The sequence below is a fragment of the Paraburkholderia guartelaensis genome (genome assembly GCF_004353905.1).
GTDB classification, from domain to species: domain Bacteria; phylum Pseudomonadota; class Gammaproteobacteria; order Burkholderiales; family Burkholderiaceae; genus Paraburkholderia; species Paraburkholderia guartelaensis.
The window spans coordinates 1-18,218 of record NZ_SMOD01000014.1 but is presented as its reverse complement, the minus strand read 5'-3'; the positions used below and the strand labels follow the sequence as shown (position 1 = coordinate 18,218).

Sequence of the window (18,218 nt, the reverse complement as noted above, 5' to 3'; positions counted from 1 at the left end):
AGTCATCCCATTTTCCTTCTATTGATGGCACGCGCGCTGGCCGGGTCACGCCGTGCCAGCAAAACCTCAATGCATCGGCTTGATCCCGTCGAGCGCGAGATTCAGCGTCAACACATTCACTCGAGGCTCCCCGAATATGCCGAACTGCCGCCTGGAAGTGTTCTGTGCGATCAGTCCGTTGATCTGCTCGAGCGTCAGCCCACGGGCTTTAGCCACGCGCGCCGCCTGATACGCCGCCGCAGCCGGGGTGATGTCGGGGTCCAGCCCGCTGCCCGAAGAAGTCACGAGATCCACCGGAGGCGGCGTCGTGTTCGACGGGTCGGCATCGTGCAGCGCCGCGATGCGCCCCTTCACTTCGTCGGCAAGAGCCGGGTTCGTCGGACCGAGGTTCGAGCCGCCGGAATTCTGTGCGTTATAAGGGTTCGGTGTCGTAGCCGAGACGCGGCCCCAGAAGTAGTACGGTGCGTCGAACTGCTGGCCGATCAGCTCGGAGCCGACCGGCTTGCCGCTCTTTTCTATCAGGCTGCCGTTGGCCTGGTGCGAAAACACGGCCTGGGACACTGCCGTCACCACGAGCGGGTAGATGCCGCCCGTGATTACCGTCAGCAACACAAACAACACCAGCACGGGGCGCAAGGAATTGTTCATGGTTCAGACCCATCCAAATGCGGTAAGCACGACATCGATCAGCTTGATGAACGGGAATGGCAACAGGATGCCGCCAAGCCCGTAGATCAGCAGGTTCCGGCGCAAAACAGCGGCTGCGCCGAGCGCGCGATATTGAACGCCCTTGAGCGCAAGCGGGATGAGCGCGACGATGATCAGCGCGTTGAAGATCACCGCGGACAAAATGGCCGATGACGGCGAGGTGAGATGCATCACGTCCAGGACGCGCAGCTTCGGGTAAGTCGAGGCGAAGGCCGCCGGAATGATCGCGAAATACTTCGCGACGTCGTTCGCAATAGAGAACGTCGTAAGCGAGCCGCGCGTCATCAGCATTTGCTTGCCGATCTCGACGATTTCGATCAGCTTCGTCGGGTTCGAATCGAGATCGACCATGTTGCCCGCTTCCTTCGCCGCCTGCGTGCCGCTGTTCATCGCCACTGCGACGTCAGCCTGTGCGAGCGCCGGCGCGTCGTTGGTGCCGTCGCCCGTCATCGCTACGAGGCGCCCGGCCGACTGATGTTCGCGGATCATCTTGAGCTTCGCCTCGGGTGTCGCTTCGGCGAGGAAGTCATCGACGCCGGCCTCTGCGGCAATGGCTGCGGCCGTGAGCCGGTTGTCGCCGGTAATCATGACCGTCCGGATGCCCATTTTGCGCAATTCGGCAAAGCGCTCCTTGATACCCCCCTTGACGATGTCCTTCAGCTCGATCACGCCGAGCACGCGTGCTGGGCCACCTTCAGTAGTTCCGTGTGCGCCTGGCTTCTCGGCAACCACCAGGGGCGTGCTCCCGCGCCTCGCGACATCGGTCACCGCATTGTTGACTTCTCCAGGGTAGCGGCCGCCGGTGGACTCGACATACAGCTTGATCGCCTCCGATGCGCCCTTGCGGATTTCACGCTCCGGCAGATCGACACCGCTCATCCGCGTCTGCGCCGTGAAGCCGAGGAACGTGGCGTGCAACGCGCTCATGTCGCGCTCACGAATATTGAAGCGCTGCTTGGCGAGCACGACGATGCTGCGGCCTTCGGGCGTTTCGTCAGCAAGTGACGCCAGTTGGGCCGCGTCGGCGAGGTCTTGCTCCGAAACACCGGGACCCGGAATAAACGTCGATGCCTGCCGGTTGCCCAGCGTGATGGTGCCGGTCTTGTCCAGCAGCAGCACATCGACGTCGCCCGCAGCCTCCACGGCGCGCCCGGAGGTTGCGATTACGTTCGCCTGCATCATGCGGCTCATGCCTGCCACGCCAATGGCGGAGAGCAGCCCGCCGATGGTCGTGGGAATCAGGCAAACCAGCAGCGCCACGAGTGCCGTAATGGTCACGACGTGGCCTGCCTGCGCGGCTGACACGGAGAAAATCGAAAACGGCAGCAACGTCGCCGTGGCGAACAGCAGCACGAGTGTCAGCGCCACCAGCAGGATCGTCAGCGCGATCTCGTTTGGCGTTTTCTGCCGCTTGGCTCCTTCGACCATTGCGATCATCCGGTCGAGGAATGCCTCCCCGGGATTGACCGAGACCCGCACGACGATCCAGTCCGACAGCACGCGCGTGCCGCCCGTCACCGACGAAAAGTCGCCACCCGATTCGCGGATCACCGGCGCGGACTCGCCCGTAATGGCCGATTCGTCAACGGACGCGACGCCCTCGATCACCTCGCCATCGGCCGGAATCGTGTCTCCCGTCTCGATCAGCACGACGTCGCCTTTCCTCAGATCGGTGGAGGCCATGACCGTGACGGGCGATTTCGGATGCGCGTCGTTGAGCTTTTTCGCCATCACGTTGTGCTTCGCGCTGCGCAGCGATGCTGCCTGTGCCTTGGAGCGGCCTTCGGCGAGCGCTTCCGCGAAGTTAGCGAAGAGCACGGTAAACCACAGCCACAGCGCAATGGCCAGGATGAAGCCTGCCGGCGCCTCGGCTTGACCCGCGAGCGCGGCAAACCAGAGTATCGTCGTCAGGATGCTGCCCACGTACACGCAAAACATCACGGGATTGCGCAATTGCGTACGCGGCTTGAGCTTTCTGAAGGACTCGGCGATCGCGGGCTTCACGAGCACCGGATCGAACATCGAGCGTGCAGCCGTGCGTGCCTGGCCAAGATTGTCGGGACGGTGGGCAGGCGGTTGAGCGGGCGTAGTCATACTTTCCTCGTACTCAGTGACCTGCAATCATCGACAGATGCTCGGCGACGGGCCCAAGCGCAAGCGCGGGCACAAACGTCAGCGCGCCAATCAGGAGCACGGCCCCGAGCAGCAGCACAACGAACAGCGGGCCGTGGGTCGGTAAGGTCCCTTCGGTCACTGCAATGCGCTTCTTTTCGGCGAGCGAGCCCGCGACGGCGAGCACCGCGACCGCCGGCACGAACCGGCCAAACCACATCGCGATTGCCAGCAGCACGTTATAGAACGGCGTGTTGACGGAGAGCCCCGCAAATGCGCTGCCATTGTTGTTCGTCGCCGAAGTGAACGCGTAGAGAATCTCGGAGAAACCGTGCGGTCCGGGATTGGCAATGCCCGCGGTGCCGAGCGGAGACAGCACGCCGATCGACGTGCCGACGAGCACGATCATCGGCATGATGAGGACCGCGATCGATACCATTTTCATCTCGTACGATTCGATCTTCTTGCCGATGTATTCAGGTGTGCGACCGATCATCAACCCGGCGATGAACACCGCAAGAAGCGCGAATACCAGCATCCCGTAGAGCCCCGAGCCTACGCCGCCATAGACGACCTCGCCCAGCTGCATCATCAGGATCGGCACGAAGCCGCCCATCGGCGTTAAAGAGTCGTGCGCATTGTTGACCGCGCCGCACGAGGCCGAAGTGGTGGCAACTGTGAAAATGCCGGAATCGGCAATGCCGAATCGCACTTCCTTGCCTTCCATGTTGCCGCCTGGCTGCTGCGCCGACCTGGCCTGGTCGACGCGCAGCGAAGTGAACAGCGGATTGCCGGCCTGCTCCGCCGAGATCTCGCCCCAGCAGCCAATCGCAAACGCGATGGTCATGGCCGCAAGCACTGCATAGCCCTGCCGGATGTCGCCGACCATCCGTCCGAAGACGATGCACAGCGCGGCGCCAATGCACAGCATGGCGATCATCTGGACAATATTCGCTAGGGGCGTCGGGTTCTCATACGGATGCGCGGAATTGGCATTGAAAAATCCGCCGCCATTGGTGCCGAGCATCTTGATCGCTTCCTGAGACGCTAGCGGGCCCATCGCAATGGTCTGCTTGTCCGCCTTCATGTCCTGCATCACGGGGTTACCCTTTGCATCCTTGATCGGGTTGCCCTGCGCGTCGGTCTTCGGCGCCTGGTAGGTCGTGACCTGCAGCGTGGGCACGTCCACGTACGCCTTGAAGTTCTGGATCGCTCCCTGACTCACGAGCACGAGCGCGATGACGAACGAGATCGGTATGAGGATGTACAGCGTAGAGCGTGTCAGGTCGACCCAGAAATTGCCGATCGTCTTTGTCGTATGGCGCGCAAACCCCCGTATGAGCGCGACGGCCACGGCAATGCCGGTCGCCGCGGAAAGGAAGTTCTGAACAGCGAGCGCCGTCATCTGCGTGAGATAGCTCACCGTTGTCTCCGGCGTGTAGTTCTGCCAGTTCGTGTTGGTGATGAAGCTCACCGCCGTATTGAATGCGGCATCGGGCGTCATGGGGCCGAAGCCCTGCGGGTTCGCTGGCAGCCATTGTTGCAGGCGCAGAAAGCCATACACCGCCAATGCGCCGAGCGCATTGAACAGCAGCACCGCGAACGCGTACTGTTTCCACGACATCTCGCCTTCGGGATCCACCCCGGCAAGCTGATACAGCGAATGCTCGACTGGCCGCCCGATCTTGCGCACGACGACGGACGTGCCGTCGAGCACCGAGGTCATGTAATGACCAAGCGGAATGGCGACAGCAGTCAGGACTACGATGAAAAGCAGGACGTGAAGGATGTTGTAGGTATTCATTCGAGTTCCTCCGCGCGCAGGAGCGCATACACGAGGTACACGAGCAGGAGCAGCGTCGCAGCAGCGGCGAGCCAGATCATCCATGTGGTCATGGCCGGCCTCCCGGTCCACGCCCGTAAAGCTTCTCGCAACCAATGACAAGCGCGACACTGAGCCCGAGGAAAATCACAATGCCGGCAATATAGATGAGGTCCATTTCTGCCCCCTGGCGGATCGGAAATGACGACGTGAAGTCGGACCCTCGTAATGGTCATGACAAGACTAGGCAGCCGCGAATAAAAAAGGTGTAAATATCGAATAGGTGGTGAAGGCGACCATCGACAAATCTGCGGCCGGTGTGTCACCTGGGGCGATTGCATAAGCTGCTTAATTCATCGCCCCCGGATCTCGATATAACGGGTTCGCCTGCAAAATCTTTTGCGTGTGACCTACGCTACGAACAGCGGCGTCACGGAACTGATGCAAAATCCGCGCACTGATGGCTGCGATTTGCAGTGTTTCAAAACCACAAGACCTTAGCGAACATGTCGAACCCGACCAACGCCAGCGTCGATCCGGCTGACCAGCGCGGGATAAACGCGAGTCCTCCCCATGCGCCACCGTCTGCTGGGGGCGGCACCGCAATGGCATCGCTGGCGCTCGCCGCGCTCGGCATTGTCTTCGGTGACCTTGGGACGAGTCCCTTGTATGCATTGCAGGAAGCTTTCAATGGCGCGCGTGGCGTGCACGCGACGCCGGAAAACGTGGTGGGAATCGTCTCGCTGTTCCTGTGGTCCCTGATCCTGATGGTGAGCGTCAAGTACGTGCTCGTTCTGATGCAGGCCGACAACCATGGCGAAGGCGGGTTGCTGGCGCTCCTCGCGCTGCTGGTGGGAGAGCGGACAGGGCGGGAAATGCGGCGGGCCGCCCTACGTTGGGTGTTCCTCGCCATGTTCGGTACGGCCATGCTGTATGGCGATGGCGTCATCACGCCCGCGATATCCGTGCTGAGTGCGGTCGAGGGGATCGAGGTCGCCACACCGGCCTTCTCCCACTATGTCGTGCCCATCACAGTGGTGATCCTCGTGGCGCTGTTCGCCGTCCAGCCCCTTGGGTCGGGCAGGGTCGGTGTGGCGTTCGGGCCGATACTGGCCGTCTGGTTTGTCGTGATCTTTGTTCTCGGCGTCGCGTCCATTGCGGGAACGCCTGGCATTCTTGCGGCATTCAACCCGATCAACGGCATCACGTTCTTCATGCACAACGGCTTCAGAGGCTTTCTCGCGCTGGGGGCCGTCGTGCTGTGCCTGACCGGCGGCGAGGCGCTGTACGCCGACATGGGGCACTTTGGCGCCAGACCCATACGTCTGGCGTGGTACGGGTTGGCACTCCCTGCCCTGACCGCCAGCTACCTTGGACAGGGAGCGCTTTTGCTGCGCGACCCCAGCGCAGCATCGCGGCCCTTCTATACGACCGTACCCACGTGGGGGCTGTATCCCATGGTGGTTCTGGCGACGCTCGCCACCATTGTCGCGTCGCAGGCCCTGATCTCCGCCGTGTTTTCACTCACGCGACAAGCGGGACAGCTCGGCCTCTCGCCTCGCGTGACAGTCAGGCACACTTCGTCGAGCACGGCTGGACAGATCTATCTGCCGGGTCTGAACTGGCTTCTCATGGCCGCCACGATTGGGGTAGTGCTGCTCTTCCGCACGTCAGACAGTCTTGCGGCCGCTTTTGGCATTGCGGTATCCACCACCATGGCGATTACCACCATGCTGTTTGCCGCGTTTGCCCACGTGCGGTGGAAGTGGCCTGTGTGGCGCATCGCACTCGTCGCCGGCATTTTCATGGTGGTGGACGCATCGTTTGTCGCCGCCAATGCAATGAAATTCGCGGATGGTGGCTGGTTGCCACTGGCGATCGGCGGTCTCACGTTTCTGGTATCGACGTCCTGGCTGGTTGGACAACGGACAATGCGCCGTTCACGGGGGGATTCGGGCTTGCCGCTCGACGTCTTTATCGCAAGTCTCGCGAAAGACGCGCCATACAGGGTGACGGGAACAGCTGTGTTCCTGATGGCTGCTGGTAACTCGGTGCCCACGACGCTGCTTCATCACCTGAAGCACAATCAGGTCCTCCACCGGCGTGTGATTCTGCTCACGTTGCTGACCGAAGAAATCCCGCGCGTGGCGCCGGAAGAGCGATTCGACGTGCATTGCTTCGAGCAGGGATTCGTTCGCGTTGTGGGGCGCTACGGCTATCTGGAGTCGCTCGATGTGCCGGAACTCCTCCGGCAAGCCATGCAGAAAGCTGGACAGGAAGCCTATGACGCCATGACTACGTCGTTCTACCTTGGGCGCGAATCGCTCACCGTATGTCCGGGCCTGAACTTCGGACGGCGGTTGCTGTTGAGTCTGTTTATCCTGCTGCGCAGGAACGAACTGGACGCGACCACCCACCTGCGCGTGCCGCCTAATCGCGTGGTCGAGATGGGGGCAAGGCTCGACCTCGATTAAAGCCTCTCGCGTGCGCAGCAAGAGCGGGCGACGCGTACTGCTGTTCGTTTTGCCAATTACCGTATCGTTCTCGCTCTCTCTGATCGCCGACATCGACAGTCCGCGTGGCGGTCTCATTCGCGTGGCGGGACGAGCGGCGCACCGCTTTTGAGAACTCATTCGAATACGATTCGCGGGAAGTAGAGGGAGACAATCCAGTTAGGCCGGTCGACGATCTCGCTGATGCGCAGGTCGGCGCAAACGCTGCACAACAGGTAAGCATCGATTGCGCTGATGTGATGTTCTCGCGTCAGAACGTCGATCATGCCGGAGACGGCAGCCCGAGCACCTTCCATCAGATCTGGACCGATGCCGGTGGTGACTTCGTAGCCCTTCGTATCGAGATGACGGCTGACAGGGCCCGGCGTTGTAAAGCGAGGAAACGCGAGGTTCGCCTTTTTGACCAGTTCGAATTTCGCCGTCAGTGCTACGGGGCTCTCGATGGCCGTCCCGCAGACCTCGCCGTCACCTTGTGCGGCGTGCGTGTCACCCACCGAGAATAGCGCGCCCTCCACCTCCACGGGGAGATAGAGTTCTGTGCCCGCGCCGATGTCGCGGATATCCATGTTGCCGCCGACGCGACGTGGTGGAATCACGCTGTGCAAACCCGGTTCTCCCGGGGCGAGGCCGATCGTGCCGCAAAACGGCTTTAAGGGAACACGTCCACCGGGGCCATACATGGCCGGTGTTTTCAGATCCGCCTCGTATTTCCAGATGTGCAGGGCTGGCTCGGGAAACTTGTCTGCGAGCAAGCCAAAGCCGGGAATGTTTGCAGTCCACCCCCAGCCCGAAGGAGCAAACGACAAAAGTGTGACCTTGACGGCGTCGCCCGGTTCAGCTCCGTCGATATACATCGGGCCAACAACCGGGTTCACCCTCGCAAAGTCCAGCCGTGCAATGTCGTCGACGGTCGAACTGGCAGTGAACTGCCCACCCGATGCGTCGACGGGAAAGAACTCGACCGTGTCACCAGGCGCCACGGTCAACACAGGCTTTAGTGTCTGGTCCCAACCAAGGTGGCTCTGATGCTCATGAATTGAGTAGCGTGCCCAAGGTATTCCACTCATTACCCACTCCCTGGCAGTCCGGCGAATTCAAAAAGCCTCAGCCAGAATCTGCACGACAAAGTGCGCTGGTTCGCGCAGCACATCGAGATGGTTGCCGACGCACCCACCCAAGCTGCGGCCTGAGGCACCGCATATCTCGCACTGACGTCATGCCGCCCTTTCTGCTGTCGATAGGTGCGAACAATGGTCCCTCAGAAAGGTGTGTAGCTTGGGCTGGCCAGGATGCCCGCTATATGCGCCATGACGTTCTCCTTCCCGATAGCAACACTGTGCCACGGCGGATATTCGAGCGCCTCCATCAGATGATGGAGGTCAAATTGACTAGTTGTGCATACGATTAAAAAGCACGGCAAGGATGGTAGCAGGCAGCTCCAGGTGGGGCATGTTTGCCGACGTAAATCACGAGCATTTTCGGACGGCGAGCATCGCTGTGTGAACATCCCCTCCCAAGTTCCCGCTTTCGAGGCTGCAAGACTGGAATGAGTAGCTAATGGGAGAAAACCATGATGCGACTATGCCTGCTCGGAACGGGTGTTCTGCTTCTCGGATGCCTGTGCGGCTGACCTCCGGCACCCCAACCTGGAGCGCCAGAGGCAAGTCCAACGATAACGTGGAGAATTACCGTCTACGCGCCGAATGGGACGGTGGAGATTCCGCTGAATTCGGCAACCGCAAGCTATAGCTTGAGCGGACAGACAGAGTTCGTCGTGGGCTTCGAGGTAGACGACCCGAGCGGAATCGGTTCGCTGAATGTAGGCGGCGCCAAGTCAAACATTGTCTGCTTCTTCTATGCAGGCGGTCGATACAACGGGAGAGGCGGAGGTCCCATTTCGGCAACAACCGACGGCGGAACTCACGCGCTCCAGCAGACGACGGAATCGTTCAGCGGCACACAGGTGACGACACATCAGTCCGTTTTGTTCTGGTTTAACCAGACGGGCAGTGACCGGGTGTGCCCAGCGACCGTCGAGTTGAATGGAAAGACTTATGGTCCCGTTACCCCGCAAAGCGGAAGCATTATATTTAATGCAGAAGCGGCAGATGCGGCAAACCCGTCACTCACAACTAGCGGAGTCCTGACAATTCACATTGATCCAAACGCTAGCCCATAGGGTGTGTCGGCGCGGGTTAGACATCGAAACGTTCCAAGCCCCTGCGGTATCCAATCTTGAATGCTGTCAGGTCTCCCGGTATCCCGAACAGAAAAGCATCAAGCAACGTAAGCGTTCAACGCGTCCAATGGCACATGCAGGTTTTCATCTGCCGCGAATGCCTCCAGCAGATGTTTCAGTGTGACCTGCACACGTGGAGCCATCAGCGCCCGATGGGGGTACTGCATCACCATCTCGTATGTTCCAGGCTGGTGGGACTTGTGGAGGACGACCTTCAACGCACCAGAAAGCAGATGTTCCCAGGCAAGATGGACGCCGACCTGGGCAATCCCGACGCCGTCGCATGCTGCCTGAGCGAGCGATTCCGGCGCAGACAGCGTCAACGACGCTCTGCTCGCGGGGTCCACTGTGGTAATGCTTCCGTCCTCGGCTGTGAAGCTCCATGGAACAACCTGGCCGCTCAGGAACCGTCGCGCTATGAGCTGATGGGATTGCAACGCGCCTGGAGCTTGCGGCACTCCATGCCGTGCCAGGTACGCGGGTGAGGCAACAAGCACCGCGTTCAAGCGGCAGACCGGACGGGTCACGAGGGCAGAATCCTGGATGTTGCCGCCCCTCACAGCGATGTCGTAGCCATCCCGCACGATATCGACGACTCGATCATCGAAATCGACTTCGACTGACAGGGCTGGGTAGCGGGCCAATAGCTCCGGTAGCGCCGGTAGTACATAGCTGTGCCCGAAGGCTGAACTTGTCGAGATGCGAACCCTTCCGCCAGGTACGGCGCGCCGTGCCGCAATCGCGTCCACTGCGGCATCCAGCGCCTCCAGCGCAACACGAGCCTGTCTGAGAAAGGCCTCTCCCTCTTCGGTGAGCTTCAGCGTCCGGGTTGTGCGGTTCATCAGCCGCACGCCTAACGCTTTCTCCAGGCTGGCTACGTTCTTGCCTATAGCGGCCGATGTGACGCCAAGCACACGGCCCGCGGCCGCAAAACTGCCTGCATCCACTGCTTGTACAAGCGACATGATCGCTCGAACGCGTTGCGATGAATCCACGCCATCCTCCCGTTACCCGATACGAGCTTCGTGCACGCTGTCATTGCCGCGGCTGGCAATTCTAAACTTCCAGTTGAGGTTGATCCAACCCAATCGCGACTTCTGGCAATGGCTACGGCTGGCGACAATGGCGATCACTTCACTAACTTATCAATGGCGCGGATCCAAAATGCTCATAGCTATCGTTTACGACAGTGGCTACGGTCACACGAAAAAACAGGCCCAGGCAGTTGCCGGCGGTGTTCGACGCGTCCCCGGAGCCGAAGCGCAGTTGATCGCGGTTGCCGATGGCGAAACACCATGGGAAACGCTGGCTGCCAGCGATGCCATCATTTTCGGCTCGCCCACGTACAACGGCTCACTTTCGTCCAGATTGAAGAAGTTCATGGAGGATTCGACAAAGCCGGCCTGGGTATCCATGAAGTGGCGCAACAAGATCGCCGCAGGCTTCACCAACTCAGGCGCAATGCACGGCGACAAGCTTGGTTCGCTCATCTCCATGGCTTTGTTTGCTGCACAACACGGAATGATCTGGGTTGGCCTTGATCTCTTTGCCAGCACCGACAAGAACGACATGAACCGGATCGGCGGTTGGCTCGGCGCCATGGCCCAGTCGGACGATGCAGCGCCTGACGTAACCCCGATCGAGAGCGATCTGCTGACTGCTGCCCACCTTGGCCAGCGCGTGGCAGAAGTGGCTGCCCAGTTCAAGGCTGGAGCCGGAGTTTGACCGGGCAAGCAGCGATCGCAACATTCAACGGCTGACTGACTCCAGGGAGCTTTCGATGAGACTGCTTTGTCTCGACATTCCGCTGCCGGGCGCGAGCCCGGAAAAGTATCGACCTCATCTGCTGGAAGAAGTGCGTCACGCCTGGCAGCTCTATCAATCCGGCTTTGTGCGCGACATTTACTTCCGCGAGGACCGGCCCGGCGTTGCCATCATTGCCGAGAGCGATTCGGTCAATAGCGCCAGGCAAATCCTGGCGACGTTTCCACTTGCCGAGTTCGGTTTGATCGACTGGGAGGTTATTCCGCTTGGCCCATTCGTTGGTTGGGAATCGCTTTTTGCATCTCGTGATGCTTGAGCGATTGAATGGTCGATGCAGGCTACAACACCGGCATCAGTGTCGCAACAACGAACGGCACGGCGGCTTCCGCCAAAGTTGACTTGCACTTGAACGGTGCCTCTACATCCTGTATCCGGGTTTCTTGTATAGCGTTTGAGAGCGTGCCTCAATGTCCGGACGATAGACTTCCACCTTCCATCGATCAGAAGGGACTTCTTCGAAGCCGACCGAGACGGATTCTTCGCCATAGCCAAGGATCTCCATCACATCACGGGTGATGGCCTCGGCCAGACGTCGTTTCTGCTCTTCCGTCTTCCCTGGCCATGCTTTAACGATGACATGGGGCATGACAACTTTCTCCTGTGATCGATAAGACGGGGCAAGCGAGAGTCGTGAGCCCCGCCGGGTAACGCTCAATACGCTTGCGTAGTCGGCCGGAAAAGCACTTCGTTGATGTCCACGTCTTCCGGCTGGCTAATGGCAAAAGCCACCACACGCGCGAACGAGCTGGCCGGAATGGCCTTCTCGTATGTTTTGGCCATGCCCGCGGCTACATCCTGATCTGTGATCGTCTCGATCAGTTCGGTCGCGACCGCCCCCGGCGAAACGATGGTTGTACGGATGTTCCAGGGTTTGACCTCCTGGCGCAGCCCTTGTTACGTCGCGCGCTTCGCGAATACATCCTTGAATACGGGCATCGCCGAAAAAACGTTTGGCCAGCCTGCGTAAAAGGCGAGCTGTGTCAGCGCTTCGGACGCCTCGTCCTTCGTCAGTCCGTTGTCCATGGCACGGCCGAGGTGATAGGGAATTTGCGCGACCTGACCGCTGGCGACCAGGGCGCTCACCGTGACCAGGCTTCGGTCGCGCGGCGCGAGTCCCGGACGCAGCCAGAGGTCGTGGAAAAGTACGTCAGTCGTGTATTGAACGACGCCGGGAGCGACCGAGCCGAAGTTCACTTCGACCGCCTGCTCACGTTGCCGCTCTGCGATTGCATCCAGCGGCAGCGGGTCGACATCGGCACGAGGGACCTGATCGGTGCCAATGCCGCGTTCATCGAAAATGCGCTTCGCGACGACAGCCGCTCCGGTTGCATTTCCCCAGCCGGAATAGAAGGCGAGATGCGTGATCATTTCCGAAATCTCGCAGGCTTCACACCGCTATCCAGTGCCAACCGGAAGTAGAACGGCATCTCGATCGTCTGGTTGCGGACGATGAGCACCGACAGGGTCACGATGCTCCGGTCGCGCGGTGACAATTGAGGTCGCTTCCAGAGGCCACCGAGCACGGTCTGATTCGTATAACGCGCGAAAGCCGGAGAAACGGGAGCGAGGTCATCTTGTGATAGCGGAGTTTGCATGTTTCCAGTCCTTACTATTGATGTACAGGCAGCGAAGGAGAGCGCCACCGCTGTCGCCGCAGCGACGCGCGCCAGGAGACGCATCCCGGTTTGATGGCGCGCTCTCGAGACCTGCGTTACATCTGCTCGCCGCTGCCGAGGTACTGCTCGTCCGTCACCCTCTCCAGCCATTCGACGTTCTTGCCGTCGAGCGCTTCCTGAATGGCGATATGCGTCATTGCGGTCGTCGAGGTCGCGCCATGCCAGTGCTTGTGGCCAGGCGGGCACCAGATCACGTCACCGGCGCGGATTTCGACTCGCGGCTCGCCTTCGCATTGGGTCCAGCCGCAGCCCGCCGTAACGATCAAGGTTTGGCCGAGCGGATGGGTATGCCAGTTGGTCCGCGCGCCAGGCTCAAAGGTGACGCTCGCGCACGATACGCGTGCCGGCGGAGGCGGAGCGTTCAGCGGGTCCAGCCGCACCGTGCCCGTAAACCATTCTTCAGGGCCTTTTTTCGAGGGCTGGGAGCCCGCGCGTTTCAGTTCCATGACTGTTCCTCGTCGGTATTGTTTGGAGCGATATGCAGCTGCCGTTAATCTAGCGCCTGGCAATTGATGCGACTAGGTGGCAATATCGGCATGCCCTTATGCTGTGGAGCATTAATTGAAAGAAGATTTCAACGATCTGGTCGGCTTCATGAACGTCGCGCGTGAGCGCAACTTCACGCGCGCGGCGGCGCAACTGGGGGTCTCGCAGTCGGCGTTGAGCCGGACCGTGTCCGCCCTTGAAAAGCGGATGGGCCTTCAGTTGCTGACGCGCACCACCCGGAGTGTTTCCTTGACGGAGGCAGGCGAACGGCTCATGGCGGCCATTGCGCCCCGCTTCCAGGAAATCGAAGCGGAGGTCGAGTCTTTGCGCGCGATGTCGAACAGCCCGGGCGGAACCGTCCGTATCACGACCACCGACTACGCTGCAAACACGTACGTCTGGCCGCGTCTGCAACCATTGCTGCGCCAGTATCCAGACCTGAAGATTGAATTGGTCAATGACTACGGGTTAGCCGACATCGTCGCGGATCGGTACGACATCGGCGTGCGGCTGGGCGACCAGGTGGCCAAAGACATGATCGCCGTGCGAATCGCGCCTGACATGACGATGGCAATCGTGGGCGCTCCAGCCTATCTGCAATCGAGCGCACCAGCGAAGACGCCGCAGGATCTGACGCTGCACAACTGCATCAATCTCAGACTTCCGACGCGGGATTCACTGCTCCCGTGGGAACTGTGCAAGGGGCGGCGAGAATTGCAGGTGCGGGTTGAAGGGCAGCTCACCTTCAACAATGTCTACCAGATGCTGGACGCGGCCCTTGGCGGGTTTGGGCTCGCGTACGTGCCCAAAGATCTGGTTGAGGCGGATGTCCGGGCCGGTCGCCTGCGTTGGGTGCTGGAAGACTGGTTCCCCACGTTCGTTGGACATCACGCCTATTATCCGAGTCGCCGCAAATCGTCTCGGGCAGTCGAGCTTGTTGTCGACGCGTTGAAGAGTGGTTATAAGCGGCAAGCGCAGTGACTGGCATGACGGCGGTCGCAACCCAGATTTTCACGATGCCGGGTCATACAGACTTCGTTGAATCTGGTGCGGACCGGGGTAGCCATCATTCTCGCCCGATCTTGACTCTAACAACCGGATGAGATTGTCAGCGATATCACACTGCAGACGGTCCCGTTGACCGGATGGCAATACGCCGGTGGTGGACAGCCAGCGCTGCCTCGCCGCCGCTTGTTGCGTGAAAGAGTCCAAGCTGCTCGAACTCCTCTTCCTGCAGCGGCGTGATGGCGATATCCGTGTAGGCGTAGCGTTCCGGCGCCTTCATGACTTCCCTCAGGACAGCCTCTGTCCTGAGGTAGAAGCGCAGATACTTTGTCAACTTGACAGCGGTCTCACTCCAGTATCGCGGATAGAAGCGAAACGGCGATTCGACCGGCAGCCCCCAACGGCGGTCACGGCGGTGCTTCCTTCGCAAGGCTCCCCCTTCGAGCGGATGCACACCCTCGTGTTCGATCATCAGTCTGAACCAGGCGATTGTGCGCATGATCGTCTTCGGTCGGCCGTTCGGGATCTGCGCTGCCCGCTTGACGATCGTGCGGATATGCTCGTACGAGTAAAACGCACGCCAGGCGCACCGATACGCTTCTTCCCATTCAGCGTCCGACATTTTCGGGTGGTGCGTGACCCGGTGGTTGGTGTCATATTTATTGATGTCCGGGTCCATCCATTCAGCGTTCCTTACCATCGTCTGGTGATCCTCGGAGCCCGGAAGCGGGGTGAGCATGAAGAATTCGAGAATGTCGATTGGCAATTCACGCTTGATGATTTCGATGTCGCGCAGGATCGATTCTTTCGTGTCTGCCGGGAATCCGATGATATAGCCGGCGTAGGTAATCGCGCCGTGGGCGCGCCACTTCTGCAGCATGGCGCGGTATTCGGTGATCTTGTTCTGCCGCTTCTTGGCCGCGATCAGATTCTCGGGATTGATATTCTCAAGCCCGATGAACACGCGACGCACACCCGCGCGCGTTGCCTTCTCGATGAAATTTGGAATCTTGTGACAGAGCGTGTCGACCTGGATCGTGAAGCCGCAGTGAATGCCTTTCTTTTCCCGAAGTTCAATGACGCGGTCGAGAAGGATTTCCCAGTCGTGGTTGCGGGCGAAGTTATCATCCGTGACGAAGAACCGGTCGATGCCCTGCGTTGCGTTCTCGCGGATGATCCTTTCAAGATCGTCAGGAGTGCGAAAGCGACTCTTGTGCCCCTGCACATTGATGATGGTACAAAACGAGCACTGATACGGGCAACCACGGCCGAGGTCAACCGAGGTATAGGTACCTGCCGTGCGTTCGATATGCTTGCGCGGCAAGAACGGCTGGGGAGCACCTTCGAGCGAAGGTAAAGTGTCCATGAAGTTATACAAGGGCTTCATTGCACCATTCCATGCGTCGAGCAAGACCTCGTCAAGACGCCGTTCCTCGGCCTCCCCAGCAAAGAGCGCCACACCCATTGCTTGCGCTTCCGTAAGCTCAGCGGGCATCTCGGGCAGCATGGAGATGCAGCCAGAAACGTGGAAGCCACCGATCGCAACCGGCAAGCCTGCGGCACGGAACTGGCGGGCGAGGTCGAGTGCGCGCGGGTACTGGTTCGACTGGACGCCGACCAGACCAATCATCGATCTTCCGCCCTTTGCCTTCAGGTCACGAATGATGCGCTCTGGCCACACCCGCTGGTTGGTTTCGTCGCATGTTTCGATCTCAAAGCTGACGCCAGGGCCCAGCAGGTTTCGCTTTCGCGCGTCATCAGCGAGCGCATACATACAAGCGAGTGTATTGGAAGGCATAACCGAGCGGAGCCACTGGATCGGGTAGCCGTCGTCGTCGTAATGGGTCGGCTTGATGAGCACGAGAGAGAATCGGAAACCGTCAGCAATCGAGCACGTCTTATCCATAGTCTGCTCTGTAGCCCTGTCTAGTGGTCACAAAACCGTGAAGGTCGTCCGCCTACCGATAATAGGAGATGAATCGTGAACTGGCTGAAGGTGAATAAGCGAGACCGGCCCGGTGCTCGTCCGTCGAGTCGTCGTACCTTCTCGCTGGAATGCCGGGTTAACCGCCATCTGGCGGCGAGGAAATCTGTGTCCCCGGCTGGATCAGTGCCGCCGGCGGCGACACCAAGGTGCCAAGCCGCTGTGCGTCCCGCAGGCGACGCTCGGTCAGATGTGTCCGCATGATCGACTCCCACGCAATGTAAGCGCCAACCGCGTAATCCTGGCATGCTCTACGCGTCACCTCTGAAGAAGCGTCATGGGCTTTTTTCAACTGTCGAGTGATCTCTGCTTCAACCGCGGCTGTGAGCTCGCCGTAACTCCAGGTTTGGTGTTCATCCATCGTCCCCTCCACCCAGCGGCCCGCAACGGGGCTGGCCAATACATCGATTCGAACGTCCGTAATCCGGCTCTCAGACCCTTGACCAAGTTGCAGCCGCTCGCGGTCCGGGTCGAGGGGCGCCATCACAGGGTTGCTCATCCGGGTGGAACCTGGTGGCAATCCGTTTCGATCCAGTGGTCGACGAGGCGCTGCGCCGCATGGAGATCATCCGGGTAGTTCGGGTCGTCGTTCCATGGCGACGGGTCGTAGCCCGCTTTCCTCAAGGCTGCGATTTCGCTTTGACGTTGCGCCTTCGTGCCAGGCGGGTTGCTCTTGAGCGCGGCAAGGTCACTGCACTCCGTTTGGCTCAGATGTGGCCCGCTTTGCGGCACGCCGCCCGCTGCACATCCGGTCAGCACGAGCGCCAACGCAGAGAGCGCCTTGCGGTTTCTCAGGAGGTTTTTCATCGCGCAACTCCACGCATCGAATTACTGCCGCCAAACGTGCAATACACCCGATCAGAACACACGACAGAAAGTCCTGGCGCATCGGTTCGCACCGTCGATTCGAGCGCGTCGAAAATCGCCGGCATCGCCTGAATCACCGCCGGCTCGTTGCGGCCGACGCGCCGCAAGCGCATATCCCCTGCGCCCGCCCGCGTATCGAAATGCCATCCCTGGTCGTTCCTCCTGCGCGCGCGCAGAGGGTACCGTGGCGACCGCCAGCACAACGCCTACCTCGACGTTCGCGAACGTCAGCGCAAGGACTGTGTGCACACCGCGTGGGTTTGCGTTCATGGTGTTCTCCTCAGCGCCTGCCACCGCGTTCAACACCATCGTGCATGCCACCTCCGCCGGCGCCCGCCATCCGCAAAGGCAGGAGCCGCTGCCAGCAGGATCAGCCCCATGCGTGCGGCTTTCACCCATCGTTCGTTCCAGTTGGCCAGCTCCCCTCCTTCCCGCGGATCGTGGCGCGCAAAGCGATGCGGTCCATGCGGTGAGCAGAGCAGCCGGCAGTGGCTTGGCTGACTTATTCGCCGCTCGCGGCGTCAGCTCCGGTTCGAATCTCCAATGGTCTCCGCGCGTCAGTCTCCCGACGGGAGGTTTTAGCCTATGCGCTATCCCGTCCGTCGGGTATCGGACCTTGGTCCGATCCCTGGGATAGCGGTGTCACCACGCGAGTCGATCCCATGTAATGTACGTGAGACTGAAATCGGCCGAGGCTGTGTAAAAACGCATCGATCGCCTAGACTGAATCAACCCGTTGTTGCGAGAGGCGAAGATGGGGCGATTTGTCGAAGGTGCGGACCGCAATCAGGCGACGCTGCTGCCGGAATGTCTCGAGGACTTCATCGCAGAAGACAATCCGGTCAGAATCGTCGACGCATTCGTTGAAGAACTCGATCTGGCTTCTTTGGGATTTGAAGGGGCCACGCCTGCGACCACAGGCCGGCCGTCTTACCACCCGGCAGTGCTACTCAAGATCTACATCTACGGCTATCTCAATCGC

The 18,218-nt window shown here is 60.2% G+C and carries 19 protein-coding genes and 2 pseudogenes; 6 read left to right on the top strand and 15 right to left on the bottom strand.

What is annotated here, in order from left to right:
• Positions 1–66: 66 nt before the first annotated feature.
• Genes kdpC through E1N52_RS19350 form a run of 4 tightly spaced genes read right to left on the bottom strand, consistent with a single transcriptional unit; the run spans position 67 to position 4,716 of the window.
• Positions 67–648: a potassium-transporting ATPase subunit KdpC gene (gene kdpC / locus E1N52_RS19365; RefSeq protein ID WP_133184345.1), complete on the bottom strand. Its 582-nt coding sequence runs from the start codon at positions 646–648 to the stop codon at positions 67–69.
• A 3-nt stretch (positions 649–651) separates the two neighbouring features.
• A complete protein-coding gene (gene kdpB, locus E1N52_RS19360) occupies positions 652–2,802 on the bottom strand; it encodes a potassium-transporting ATPase subunit KdpB (RefSeq protein ID WP_133184344.1) in 2,151 nt (716 codons plus the stop codon).
• A gap of 13 nt (positions 2,803–2,815) precedes the next feature.
• The gene (kdpA, locus tag E1N52_RS19355) at positions 2,816–4,624 is read right to left on the bottom strand and encodes a potassium-transporting ATPase subunit KdpA (RefSeq protein ID WP_133184343.1); all 1,809 of its coding nucleotides are present in this window, start codon (positions 4,622–4,624) and stop codon (positions 2,816–2,818) included.
• Positions 4,621–4,716, bottom strand: a complete 96-nt coding sequence (locus tag E1N52_RS19350; protein ID WP_069268979.1) for a potassium-transporting ATPase subunit F — start codon at positions 4,714–4,716, stop codon at positions 4,621–4,623. The genes kdpA and E1N52_RS19350 overlap by 4 nt, the downstream gene beginning before the upstream one ends.
• A gap of 432 nt (positions 4,717–5,148) precedes the next feature.
• On the opposite strand from E1N52_RS19350, the gene E1N52_RS19345 reads away from it, so the two are divergent.
• Both E1N52_RS19345 and E1N52_RS45765 read left to right on the top strand, forming a co-directional pair.
• Positions 5,149–7,116, top strand: coding sequence for a potassium transporter Kup (locus tag E1N52_RS19345; protein ID WP_246089134.1), 1,968 nt, complete (start codon positions 5,149–5,151; stop codon positions 7,114–7,116).
• A gap of 37 nt (positions 7,117–7,153) precedes the next feature.
• Positions 7,154–7,267: pseudogene (locus E1N52_RS45765) on the top strand (bestrophin-like domain); the annotation flags it as partial.
• A gap of 4 nt (positions 7,268–7,271) precedes the next feature.
• Here the strand turns inward: E1N52_RS45765 and E1N52_RS19340 are convergent.
• Positions 7,272–8,222 (bottom strand): acetamidase/formamidase family protein, encoded by a 951-nt coding sequence (locus E1N52_RS19340; RefSeq protein ID WP_133184342.1) that lies wholly within the window; start codon positions 8,220–8,222, stop codon positions 7,272–7,274.
• A 1,210-nt stretch (positions 8,223–9,432) separates the two neighbouring features.
• Complete coding sequence (locus E1N52_RS19335) at positions 9,433–10,389, bottom strand: LysR family transcriptional regulator (RefSeq protein ID WP_133184341.1); 957 nt, start codon at positions 10,387–10,389, stop codon at positions 9,433–9,435.
• A gap of 169 nt (positions 10,390–10,558) precedes the next feature.
• Between E1N52_RS19335 and E1N52_RS19330 the strand changes: the two genes are divergently transcribed.
• Together E1N52_RS19330 and E1N52_RS19325 are read left to right on the top strand one after the other, a co-directional pair.
• Positions 10,559–11,119: a flavodoxin family protein gene (locus E1N52_RS19330; protein ID WP_133184526.1), complete on the top strand. Its 561-nt coding sequence runs from the start codon at positions 10,559–10,561 to the stop codon at positions 11,117–11,119.
• A 55-nt stretch (positions 11,120–11,174) separates the two neighbouring features.
• Positions 11,175–11,474, top strand: a complete 300-nt coding sequence (locus E1N52_RS19325) for a superoxide dismutase (RefSeq protein WP_133184340.1) — start codon at positions 11,175–11,177, stop codon at positions 11,472–11,474.
• Between the two features lie 102 nt (positions 11,475–11,576).
• Here E1N52_RS19325 and E1N52_RS19320 read toward each other — a convergent pair whose 3' ends face one another.
• The 5 genes and pseudogenes from E1N52_RS19320 to E1N52_RS19305 form a co-directional block, all read right to left on the bottom strand.
• Complete coding sequence (locus E1N52_RS19320) at positions 11,577–11,804, bottom strand: tautomerase family protein (RefSeq protein ID WP_133184339.1); 228 nt, start codon at positions 11,802–11,804, stop codon at positions 11,577–11,579.
• A 65-nt stretch (positions 11,805–11,869) separates the two neighbouring features.
• A pseudogene (locus E1N52_RS19315) lies at positions 11,870–12,112 on the bottom strand (SDR family oxidoreductase); the annotation flags it as partial.
• Positions 12,113–12,586, bottom strand: a complete 474-nt coding sequence (locus tag E1N52_RS45440; protein WP_425468089.1) for a carboxymuconolactone decarboxylase family protein — start codon at positions 12,584–12,586, stop codon at positions 12,113–12,115.
• Positions 12,583–12,813: a carboxymuconolactone decarboxylase family protein gene (locus E1N52_RS45435; RefSeq protein ID WP_342777871.1), complete on the bottom strand. Its 231-nt coding sequence runs from the start codon at positions 12,811–12,813 to the stop codon at positions 12,583–12,585. The genes E1N52_RS45440 and E1N52_RS45435 overlap by 4 nt, the downstream gene beginning before the upstream one ends.
• Before the next feature lie 116 nt (positions 12,814–12,929).
• Positions 12,930–13,340, bottom strand: coding sequence for a (R)-mandelonitrile lyase (locus tag E1N52_RS19305; protein ID WP_133184338.1), 411 nt, complete (start codon positions 13,338–13,340; stop codon positions 12,930–12,932).
• A 115-nt stretch (positions 13,341–13,455) separates the two neighbouring features.
• Between E1N52_RS19305 and E1N52_RS19300 the strand changes: the two genes are divergently transcribed.
• Positions 13,456–14,361 (top strand): LysR family transcriptional regulator, encoded by a 906-nt coding sequence (locus E1N52_RS19300; RefSeq protein WP_133184337.1) that lies wholly within the window; start codon positions 13,456–13,458, stop codon positions 14,359–14,361.
• Between the two features lie 136 nt (positions 14,362–14,497).
• On the opposite strand, the gene E1N52_RS19295 is transcribed toward E1N52_RS19300, so the two are convergent.
• The 4 genes from E1N52_RS19295 to E1N52_RS45280 form a co-directional block, all read right to left on the bottom strand.
• Positions 14,498–16,291, bottom strand: a complete 1,794-nt coding sequence (locus E1N52_RS19295) for a B12-binding domain-containing radical SAM protein (RefSeq protein ID WP_133184336.1) — start codon at positions 16,289–16,291, stop codon at positions 14,498–14,500.
• Positions 16,292–16,448: 157 nt separating this feature from the next.
• Entirely contained in the window at positions 16,449–16,868 is a 420-nt protein-coding gene (locus E1N52_RS19290; protein ID WP_133184335.1) for a hypothetical protein, read from the bottom strand.
• Positions 16,865–17,176, bottom strand: coding sequence for a DUF4148 domain-containing protein (locus tag E1N52_RS19285; RefSeq protein WP_133184334.1), 312 nt, complete (start codon positions 17,174–17,176; stop codon positions 16,865–16,867). Before E1N52_RS19285 ends, E1N52_RS19290 begins: the two co-directional genes overlap by 4 nt.
• Positions 17,173–17,439, bottom strand: a complete 267-nt coding sequence (locus E1N52_RS45280; RefSeq protein WP_133184333.1) for a DUF2950 family protein — start codon at positions 17,437–17,439, stop codon at positions 17,173–17,175. The genes E1N52_RS19285 and E1N52_RS45280 overlap by 4 nt, the downstream gene beginning before the upstream one ends.
• A gap of 551 nt (positions 17,440–17,990) precedes the next feature.
• On the opposite strand from E1N52_RS45280, the gene E1N52_RS19275 reads away from it, so the two are divergent.
• A partial coding sequence (locus E1N52_RS19275) for a transposase (protein WP_133184332.1) occupies positions 17,991–18,218 on the top strand: 228 nt, incomplete at its 3' end.

Excerpts from the sequence above, each read along its gene's own strand:
- kdpC (WP_133184345.1), bottom strand. The coding sequence starts at position 648 with ATGAACAATTCCTTGCGCCCCGTGCTGGTGTTGTTTGTGTTGCTGACG.
- E1N52_RS19320 (WP_133184339.1), bottom strand. The coding sequence starts at position 11,804 with ATGCCCCATGTCATCGTTAAAGCATGGCCAGGGAAGACGGAAGAGCAG.
- E1N52_RS19285 (WP_133184334.1), bottom strand. The coding sequence starts at position 17,176 with ATGAAAAACCTCCTGAGAAACCGCAAGGCGCTCTCTGCGTTGGCGCTC.
- E1N52_RS19350 (WP_069268979.1), bottom strand. The coding sequence starts at position 4,716 with ATGACCACATGGATGATCTGGCTCGCCGCTGCTGCGACGCTGCTCCTG.
- E1N52_RS45440 (WP_425468089.1), bottom strand. The coding sequence starts at position 12,586 with ATGATCACGCATCTCGCCTTCTATTCCGGCTGGGGAAATGCAACCGGA.
- E1N52_RS45435 (WP_342777871.1), bottom strand. The coding sequence starts at position 12,813 with ATGCAAACTCCGCTATCACAAGATGACCTCGCTCCCGTTTCTCCGGCT.
- kdpB (WP_133184344.1), bottom strand. The coding sequence starts at position 2,802 with ATGACTACGCCCGCTCAACCGCCTGCCCACCGTCCCGACAATCTTGGC.
- kdpA (WP_133184343.1), bottom strand. The coding sequence starts at position 4,624 with ATGAATACCTACAACATCCTTCACGTCCTGCTTTTCATCGTAGTCCTG.
- E1N52_RS19330 (WP_133184526.1), top strand. The coding sequence starts at position 10,559 with ATGCTCATAGCTATCGTTTACGACAGTGGCTACGGTCACACGAAAAAA.
- E1N52_RS19305 (WP_133184338.1), bottom strand. The coding sequence starts at position 13,340 with ATGGAACTGAAACGCGCGGGCTCCCAGCCCTCGAAAAAAGGCCCTGAA.
- E1N52_RS19290 (WP_133184335.1), bottom strand. The coding sequence starts at position 16,868 with ATGAGCAACCCTGTGATGGCGCCCCTCGACCCGGACCGCGAGCGGCTG.
- E1N52_RS19345 (WP_246089134.1), top strand. The coding sequence starts at position 5,149 with ATGTCGAACCCGACCAACGCCAGCGTCGATCCGGCTGACCAGCGCGGG.
- E1N52_RS19295 (WP_133184336.1), bottom strand. The coding sequence starts at position 16,291 with ATGGATAAGACGTGCTCGATTGCTGACGGTTTCCGATTCTCTCTCGTG.
- E1N52_RS19325 (WP_133184340.1), top strand. The coding sequence starts at position 11,175 with ATGAGACTGCTTTGTCTCGACATTCCGCTGCCGGGCGCGAGCCCGGAA.
- E1N52_RS19340 (WP_133184342.1), bottom strand. The coding sequence starts at position 8,222 with ATGAGTGGAATACCTTGGGCACGCTACTCAATTCATGAGCATCAGAGC.